We start from the raw sequence: 7,559 nt of genomic DNA, 5'->3' as shown, positions 1-7,559 counted from the left end.
GAGTTCCGGACTATTTGCAGCTTGAATATTGTTCTCAAGCGCTTTTGTATCGTCGGCCGCAGCAGCCTGTGCCAAGGTAAATGCCAGCGATGAAAGTGTTAAAGCACCACTATTAAGTTGCTCGGCCCAGTAAGAGGCACCTTCTGGATCCGGCTCACGGCTGAAAAGCTTGTTATACAGAGCATCGAGCTGCGACTCGGTATCAATGCCGCCGTACTGTTCAACGTACTCATCAGAATTACCAAAAGCTTCAATAATAGGGTCAAGGTCACCTTCTGCGGACTTCATCGCCTCCAACCAGTACGCTTTACCCTCTTTATCTGCGGTGCGTCCGTAATAGCCAACATACAGGGTATCAATGATCTCGCCGTAGGTGTGATCCTGGGCGTTATCAAGACGTGATTCGAATGCAGTGGCATCCTCCCCTTCAGCTGCATCAGCAATGAATCTTGCTACTTCGGCGAGACTTATGCCCTCATCCAGTTTTGCCGCCCAGTAATCACGCCCTCCAGCCTCAGCATCACGACCCAATAAATGCTGATAAAGCGTGTTTACTTGCTGTTCAGGGCTCTGTCCAGCATAGAGCTCATCAAACTCAGGGACTTGTGTGAAAGCTTGGTTGACCGCCTCAAGCCCCTTCGCCTCAAGCTGTTCCGTCCAATAAAGTAGCCCTTTCCAATCGGCTGGGCGGTTATAGACAGTAAGGTAAAGCGTTTGAATATCGGTATGCACGGACATGACCTTTCCTTTTGATTGGCGCGGCTTTGAGGCCTTTTACAGGAATTTTCTAATTTAAATTTGCCACTTAGTGCATCCGATAACAATAGGCAATACACAGCTTCTGCTACTTAAAGGGTGCTAACACTCCTCATTATATTTAAATGATTTCGATAAAATATTGATAAATATGATTTTTATCAGCCTGTTCTTAACTATTTCGCGTTAGTACTCGCCAGTACCTTGAAAGCTGATCTCAGTGTGCCCATAGGCGTAACATCTTGGCTGACTGATAAGGAGTATGAAGATATCGTTTAACGAATTGAGAAGTGACGTCAAGGCAAAACACTGGGGAAGACAAGCCTAATGCGTGACTTCATCGCGCTTTAGGCTTGTGTGGTAAACGTAAAATTTAACGCATTCGTCTCGAAGAGCTCAGCTGTGCAACTTCATCTATTCGTTGCTTTTCAAGGCGTTGCTGTAAGCCCGATCAGAAAGTCGAACTCGGGACCCGTCCTAGGCTTCAAGCTTAATTAACGCCTTGATGGCTCGCTGCTTAAACTCATCAATCCCAGTTAACCGAAGCTCATAACTTTAGGCGTCTATGAACATCTGCATCGTTGCCGCAACCGTTAGCCGATGAGATTTAACTCTGTTACACAGCTGTGTGATCATCAGTTCCCCTTTTGTGAATAGAAGCGTTCGAGTTTACGGGCTGTAAATGAGCATTTTGATCGGACTCGCGCATGAGGCGGTTTTTAACGCCGTATGGGCAAGCGCAATAGTTAATAAGAGGCTTACTAATACTAGAGGGCCGTAGTAGTGCTAATTCGCGACGTTCAACACGTTAAAAGCATTACTCATTATCGCTGTTGCTCTGTTCATCCTCACCACTTTCGATTGCATCCTCGGCACTCCCAGTACCTCCCGTGCCTCCCTGTGTATCTTCTTCATTACCACTATGGTTACTTTCATCGCCGCTGGTTTCCTCAGCGTCGTTGGAAATGGGTTCCTCTCGCTGAACGGCTCCTGCCTTGATGCCATATTTCTCTTCTAATGCCGCATCGTCTAATGCGTCATGCTGCGTATTATCTGAATCTGACGTTTCGGCTTGCGCTTGTCCTGCCACCAGTAGGGATGTACAAAAAGCAATTGAAAACACCCAAAGAGTAAATCGCATCGAAGTTCTCCTTTTTTGTGGTTATCAAAGCTTAGTCTAAACATGGCGACGCATCAGTGCTGTTGCTTCAAAAAGCCCTTCATGCCACCAGCAATGAGGCTATCGCTCAGGCCTTTCCTTGGGTTGCTTAATATAAACCTGTAAAAAATTATCAAACAGTGTTCACAAAGAGCTAAAAATCTCGTTCAATAGCAGTATGGTCGGCTTAAACTAACACGGGCAGCGCGAGAGACGTTGCAAGGAATGACAATGCCGCTTCCACTTTTGCTGTTTGACTGTGATGGCACCCTCGTTGATAGCGAGCCACTTCTAGCGGAAGAAATGGCTATCGGTCTAAATTCGGTAGGCTTACCCTTTAAATCCACCGATTATCTCGGAGAGTTTCGAGGTGCCCGTTTTCGACGAATTGTGGCAGAGTTACAGCAACGTTACGGTAGTGTCGATGAAGCTCAATTAGCTCGCATGGAGCAGGCGATGCGGAACAACTTAGCTAATCGTTTATCAAGCGAGCTAAAGGCAATTCCTGGCGTCCATGAATCCCTTGAAGTACTGAGTAATTACCCGAGTGCGGTTGTATCTAATGGCCCAGAAAGCAAAATTCATACTGCTTTACAAACAACCGGCCTAGCCAGCTACTTTGGGAAGCGTCTGTTCAGCGGTTATACCGCTAACTGCTGGAAACCAGAGCCCTGTCTTCACCTTCATGCAGCTAGTATCATGGGTTTTTCAGCAAGCGATTGTATTGCCATCGACGACGCACTCGTTGGCGTAAGGGCAGCTCTACAAGCTGGCATGACCGTCATTCATTTGAATCGTTACCCAGACGCTGAAACGACACCTGAAGGCGCTATTATGATCAGTAACATGTATCAGCTACCTGCCGTCGTTGAGCGCCTTACCCATGAAAAGTGGCAGATACCAGTGCCTCAACATTCAATAGAGAAATAAGTATGGCTTCATTACGTGATCAGCTCGGCGGCCTTGTGTATTCAACAGAACAAGGCAAGACTTGCCCAAGCTGTCGCGAGTCTATCGACCAATGCCGCTGCGCAGATACCAGCGAGCAAGCGCGCATCGCTAATTTAGACGGAATTGTACGGATCCGACGTGAAACCAGTGGTCGCAAGGGAAAAGGAGTCACCACGATTAGCGGCATACCGCTTTCCAATGCGGAGTTGAAAACGCTTGCTAAGACATTGAAGAAACGCTGTGGAACCGGTGGTGCTGTAAAAGATGGCATTATCGAAATTCAGGGCGATCACCGGGAAACGCTACAGCAAGCATTAATATCATTAGGCTACCAAGTTAAATTAGCAGGTGGTTGACACACTTCTGTGATAGCGCTCTGTCTTGAGGCAAAGCACTAAAGGGCAAGGCACTGCAATGAATTGGTTAGAATACCTGCTACCACTCATTTTTCTGTTTCCCATGGCGGCCATGGGTGGAATTGTCTTGGCGCTGCGTAGTCTTCACGATTCACGCGTTCAGTCTCCCTTTAATGCTCCCTTGCGTGAACCCGGTCAAGCTCTGCGGCATCGCCTTGACCAAGCTTTTTCTAGCCTGTTTTTAAACGGTGCGCTCGGTCCCATTATTAGCCTTGCCCCGCTGGTGTATGGCATGGGCCGCATGCTGTTTGTGGAGAAGCAAGACTGGTTGGAGTGGGCATTATATGGCTTACTTAGCACGTTGTTAGTGCTGGCTTTTTCACTGTTACTTGTGCGCGATTATCAGCGCATTCGCCGTCTTAAGCTCGGTTTAGCTTGTGAATTAGCCGTTGGCCAAGAACTTGAACGCATGGTGAGGCCAGAAGCCCACCCTTATTATGTGTTTCACGACGTCCCCACCGATAGCTTTACTATTGACCATGTCGTTGTCACACCACATGGCGTTTTCGTGGTAGAAACACGTGCAAGAGCATTAGCGATTGGCAGCAATGGTAAGGAGCTTAATAGCGTAGCGGTTGAGCGTGAGCGGCTACGTTTTCCTCACTGGCAAGAACGCCGCCCTCTGCATAAAACACGTCAAGGTGTTAGTTGGCTGACGCAATGGCTTGAGCGTCGTTGCGGTGTTCCTGTGCCGGTACAAGGTGTATTGGTTTTGCCGGGTTGGGACGTTGATACCAGCGAAGCTGCCCCCGATATATTAGTCGTTAGCGGTGAGCAGCTATCACGTCAACTAACCGAGCTCACCCCTGGCCAGATGAGCGATGCCATTCACGATAAAGTGATTCATCTACTCATTGAGCGTGCACGCCTGATGGAGCTCAAACACCTGCGTCAACCCTCCGTATAGAAGGTTAATTACCGCGCAAGCGCCCACCCATTTCTTGCGCGAGGTCGACAGCATAGTGATCGGTCATTCCACCAATAAAATCCAGCATGCGCCGATAGCTATCGTAGAGCGTCCAGGACGGCAATGGGGTATTTTCACCAATCAACGCCAGCACTCGCTGGTGCTTGAATGAGCTATGCCCTGTGTGGTGCAGTTCGTTAGCAGCACCAATAAATGCCTCCAATAAAATTCCCAGCGTCGTATAGGCACCAATTTCAAGTTTGGCTTTGCGCTCATTTTGAAAAATGCGCTCACGCGCTAACTGCTTTGCCGCTTGAACGCCCCACCCCAAGTCAGGATGACATAGCTCCAATAAATCCTGACCTAACGTTCCGCTGAGCAACGCTTGCTCATGTTGCACAAAAACCGCCCCCACATCATTCACCGCACGCTCCATAGCAGCGCCACGCAGTAAGGCAATTCGACGCCGCTGAGAGACTTTCCGCCTCTCCATCTCAGCATATTCGGGAGGGAACTCGCCCGCGATCTGACGCAGTATCTCGACCACCTCCTCATAGCGAAGAATCCCCATTTCTAAGCCATCTTCTAAATCAAGCAGGGCATAGCAGATATCATCAGCCGCTTCGACAAGCCAGGCAAGCGGGTGGCGACACCAGCGCTGATCTCCTTGGGGAAGAAGCCCGACAGCCTCAGCCACTTCTTTTAACAGCGCCTGTTCAGACTGGTAACAACCGAATTTTCCAGCTCGCCCGCTGTAGCGTACTGTCCAGGGATATTTAAGCAGAGTACCTAACGTAGCGGCTGATAATCGCATGCCACCATTAAACTGGTTGTACTCAATTTGGGTAATAACCCGGAAGCCTTGGGCATTGCCTTCGTATGTCAGTAAGTCATCACGCTCTGCATCAGACAAGCCATCTAGCAAGCCACTTTGTTGGGCACGCCGAAACCAATCACGAATTGCATATTCACCGGCATGGCCAAAAGGGGGGTTGCCAATATCATGTCCTAGGCACGCTGTCTGGACGATCACTCCTAAGTCAGCGGGTGTTATCCAGCTAGGTAGACGATCCCTTAGTAACTCGCCCACAATCATGCCTAGCGAGCGACCAACGCAACCGACTTCCAGTGAATGGGTCAAGCGTGTATGGATATGATCATTTTCAGTCAGTGGATGAACTTGCGTTTTCCGACCCAAACGCCGAAAGGAGCCCGAGAAAACGATACGATCATGATCTTTATGAAAAGGGCTTCGCCCGATTTCGTGGGTTGCTTCACGCACACCGCCAGGGCGTTTATCATGAAGACGTTGAGGGGATAACAACTGGTCCCATTGCATCTGTGTCATAGCGTTCCTCCGTGAGAGCAACATTTTGACATAAATCTAAGCAAGATAACCGTCTTCCACTTCGAGACATGCGTGCAGCATGGCCTTCGCTACACGCATGTTTTATGAACGTGACATGCTCCGCTGATCAGATAATTTTTAACGCTCGGAAGAGAGGTAATCGTGTATCTATAAAATCACCAGCCTGACGCTCAAGCTCAGCCAAATTCTCACTCTCATCTGAAACTGGTTTGCCCTCTTTCAGCAGGCATTTGTTTTGAGACGCCAAAATACGCCACGCAAAAGCAGCTAACGTTTTAGCGTCATCACCGCCCTCTAACGTGGCAAGCAGGAAAAACTGATGGAACAGCGAAACGGCGATACCACCTCCTGTCACAGGGCTTGCGAGATAACTCAACTCTGTTGTACTTCTTGACTGGCTCATTAAAAAACGATTTAGTCGACCAGTCTTGGCCGCTACTTCAGAAATATCATCGTCGGACTGGGCAGGCAAAATAACACCCTTCGATGCAAGTATGGCAATTGCACTGTTCAATGCCGGACGTCCCACTCCATGCTCTTTTGCCACCTGCCAAAGTTCGGATACAAATACCGGTTGGTAGGATGAAAGCGCGTCTAGCAGCGGCGTATAAATATTGCTAGGTAAGTCAAAGCTACCCAGCCGCCCTGCGATTTTAAGCTGCACATCTTTACGTGGCACTCCCATAATCACGCGAAGGCCATCTAGCATTTCATCTTTATCAAGCGCACTTAAACGGCGCGCCCCTTTTACCCAGTAATCGGCTCGAAATTGACGGTTCTCACAAAAATCACGCACCGACTGACGAAACAGCGGGTTAGGAAGGTTGCTAATTAAGGCCTGTTGCTCATTGGTTAACTGAATACTTTCAATGGCATCTGCATATCGCGCACTGCAAGCCCAATCCATCTTTGCAGGCTCAAGCCAGCGTGCCATTTTAGCAAACGCCATCGGTTCCCAATCGCGGTTAAAGTATTCATGAGCTATGTAATTTTTATTATCTTGTTTAATTTTCGCTAAGCGATTCTTAATCTGGGGGTTAGCATTACAGTACTCTGGATTCACCGCCATCAGCTGCTCGGCAAACGTGATCGCGTCTTCAATTCTCGAAAGAGTGCCCGCCCCCTGAGCACTCATAAGGTCCGCATGTTCGGCTAACAGGTCACGCATAGGCACCATGGCTGCCCATCCTGGTTGTGTGTTGTAGCTAATGTACAGCACACCTCCCACCTTTAACTTACGGCGAATAAAATCGACGATCACTGCGCGGTTTTCATCCGAAATCCAACTCCATATGCCGTGAAGGCCGATATAGTCGAATTCAGGTAAGTCATCACGCTGGCAAAATTCATCAAATGCATCATCGTGCAGCTTTGCATTAGCACCGCTAATAGATGATAACTCCTGCGCAAAGGCTGCTTGATGGGGATTGAAGTCTGTTCCGTACCAATTGATTTGTGAAGCAGCCGCATGAATATTAGTGCTGATGCCCTGACCAAATCCCAGTTCACAGGCGTTAATAACGTTTGGCGGCCGAATACCGGCGTTGATAAATCCTAGCGCAATCCGCAGAGGATTCAGTTCAGCGTAATATCCATAAGTATAACTAATATCCGCTATGTACCCAGACGTCCAATCCGACATAACACCTGCCCCCAAGCAATGGCGTATCATTCAATTTATAAGCAAAGCCACCTATCACCAGAGCCTGAGAAACAGATAGCAATACGCATATTGTTCTGCTACCTCTGACCTCATACTCGATGACATAGACCCTGACACAAACGCTGTTGTTAGAATCTTGATAGTGAAGTATTTGATCTACTAGGTCTACTGAAGAGACAGCGACAAATTTTAAATATTGTTACGTATTCGTCAGCTGCTTATCTAAACCAGTAACTATCCCTTCTTTTAACACAAAAACCTCAGTTCCTTCGGAAATGAGGTTTTTTCATAAATATCTTAGTGTCAGCCATACGAAAGCCCCTTGATTTTCTTCCGCG

7 protein-coding genes are annotated in these 7,559 nt (G+C 48.2%); 3 read left to right on the top strand and 4 right to left on the bottom strand.

All coding sequences use genetic code 11. The annotated features are described in order from the left end of the window. Positions 1–738: DUF4214 domain-containing protein (locus tag HVE01_RS19555; protein WP_146945464.1), on the bottom strand; the 738-nt coding region annotated here is incomplete at its 3' end. Positions 739–1,573: 835 nt separating this feature from the next. Further along, positions 1,574–1,897, bottom strand: a complete 324-nt coding sequence (locus HVE01_RS19550; protein WP_146945463.1) for a hypothetical protein — start codon at positions 1,895–1,897, stop codon at positions 1,574–1,576. 249 nt (positions 1,898–2,146) lie between these two features. On the opposite strand from HVE01_RS19550, the gene HVE01_RS19545 reads away from it, so the two are divergent. Genes HVE01_RS19545 through HVE01_RS19535 form a run of 3 tightly spaced genes read left to right on the top strand, consistent with a single transcriptional unit; the run spans position 2,147 to position 4,189 of the window. Beyond that, positions 2,147–2,845 carry an HAD family hydrolase gene (locus tag HVE01_RS19545; protein ID WP_146945462.1) on the top strand — a complete coding sequence of 233 codons (699 nt, stop codon included), beginning with the start codon at positions 2,147–2,149 and terminating at the stop codon, positions 2,843–2,845. Between the two features lie 2 nt (positions 2,846–2,847). Beyond that, positions 2,848–3,222 (top strand): translation initiation factor Sui1, encoded by a 375-nt coding sequence (locus tag HVE01_RS19540; protein WP_146945461.1) that lies wholly within the window; start codon positions 2,848–2,850, stop codon positions 3,220–3,222. A gap of 58 nt (positions 3,223–3,280) precedes the next feature. Further along, complete coding sequence (locus HVE01_RS19535; protein WP_146945460.1) at positions 3,281–4,189, top strand: nuclease-related domain-containing protein; 909 nt, start codon at positions 3,281–3,283, stop codon at positions 4,187–4,189. 4 nt (positions 4,190–4,193) lie between these two features. Here the strand turns inward: HVE01_RS19535 and HVE01_RS19530 are convergent, their stop codons facing one another. Continuing rightward, entirely contained in the window at positions 4,194–5,537 is a 1,344-nt protein-coding gene (locus HVE01_RS19530; protein WP_125744721.1) for a deoxyguanosinetriphosphate triphosphohydrolase, read from the bottom strand. Positions 5,538–5,664: 127 nt separating this feature from the next. Beyond that, a complete protein-coding gene (locus tag HVE01_RS19525) occupies positions 5,665–7,200 on the bottom strand; it encodes a class I SAM-dependent methyltransferase (protein ID WP_146945459.1) in 1,536 nt (511 codons plus the stop codon). Positions 7,201–7,559 lie beyond the last annotated feature (359 nt).

It is taken from the genome of Vreelandella venusta, from assembly GCF_007989605.1.
Taxonomy (GTDB): Bacteria; Pseudomonadota; Gammaproteobacteria; order Pseudomonadales; family Halomonadaceae; genus Vreelandella; species Vreelandella venusta.
Note: the sequence above shows the minus strand (reverse complement) of the source record. Positions and strands in the feature narration are given on the sequence as shown.